Below are 1,013 nucleotides of genomic sequence, written 5' to 3' on the forward strand. Positions count from 1 at the left end.
TCGAGCACTTCCAGTACATCATCAGTGTCGATCTGGGCCAGCGGCATGGAGCCGATTACAGGAAACACGTGTTTAGCCAGTGAGTTCTGCCACTGCTGCGAGTGTTTGGTACTCCAGCTGGGCGAGTGTGTACGAATATAGCGGGCAGCCTCACTCTGAAAGGTCTTTGCTTCCAGCTTCTCAGAGGATTTGCCCTCACGCTCTTGCCGGCGCTCAAGGACCGGATTGATCCCGCGTGAGATTTCAAGGCGGTACTTGTCTGCCGCCAGGCGCGCATCCCGCAGGGAGACTGCCGGATAGCTGCCTACCGAAAGATCATGCCGCCGGCCACTCATCATGTACCGAAACACCCAGCTCTTGCGCAGCTGGGCCGAAACGCGAAGCTGAAGACCCCGACCGTCCTGGTAGCTTCCAGGCTCGGAAAGGGCCTTAACGAGTTTGGGGGTTAGCTTGCTCATATGAGGCTCATGATACTGCTCAAGTCATTAGAATCAAACAAAATGTATGAGGATAAGATATCCTCATACATATACACCTATAAGCCTTATGAAAACTGCGATTCAGCAAGCCTGACTAAAGATATCCCACACCTTTTCCCCACAGGCAGCCTGCCCCATCGCCTAGCTATGTCCCAGCGCCTGAGCCAGCGTCTGTCGGGCTACCTGAACCGGCCGCTCCACCATCTCGGTGACAAGAGGTGAAAGGGAAATAGCGGAGACGGCGCGCTCCAGACGATCAAGCGAATTAACCAGTGCCGGCGCAGCCCTGCACAAGGCATCGATGCGCGCCATGTCCTTTACCCGGATACCGGTGGCGTTCCACCGCTTGAGCAACAGGGCGCCAAGGTCATCATCCACACACAGGACGCCAGCCCTCGCATGAGTCTCTTCAGGCAGATCGAACAGGCAAAGCGGGCGACTATCCAGGCACAAGGCATGGTAGTGATCTGCCCTTTACTGCCCCTCGCTGATGGTTCCTACCGCTATTTCATCAGCCTCAATTCCCAGGTAACG

2 protein-coding genes are annotated in these 1,013 nt (G+C 56.0%); both read right to left on the minus strand.

The window, feature by feature from the left end:
* Positions 1–458: tyrosine-type recombinase/integrase (locus tag IQ22_RS23095; RefSeq protein ID WP_145146131.1), on the minus strand; the 458-nt coding region annotated here is incomplete at its 3' end.
* Positions 459–620: 162 nt separating this feature from the next.
* Positions 621–857 (minus strand): hypothetical protein, encoded by a 237-nt coding sequence (locus IQ22_RS23100; protein ID WP_145146132.1) that lies wholly within the window; start codon positions 855–857, stop codon positions 621–623.
* Between the last annotated feature and the right edge of the window lie 156 nt (positions 858–1,013).

Origin of the sequence: Pseudomonas duriflava (assembly GCF_007830155.1) — a bacterium.
In the GTDB taxonomy this organism is placed as follows: domain Bacteria; phylum Pseudomonadota; class Gammaproteobacteria; order Pseudomonadales; family Pseudomonadaceae; genus Chryseomonas; species Chryseomonas duriflava.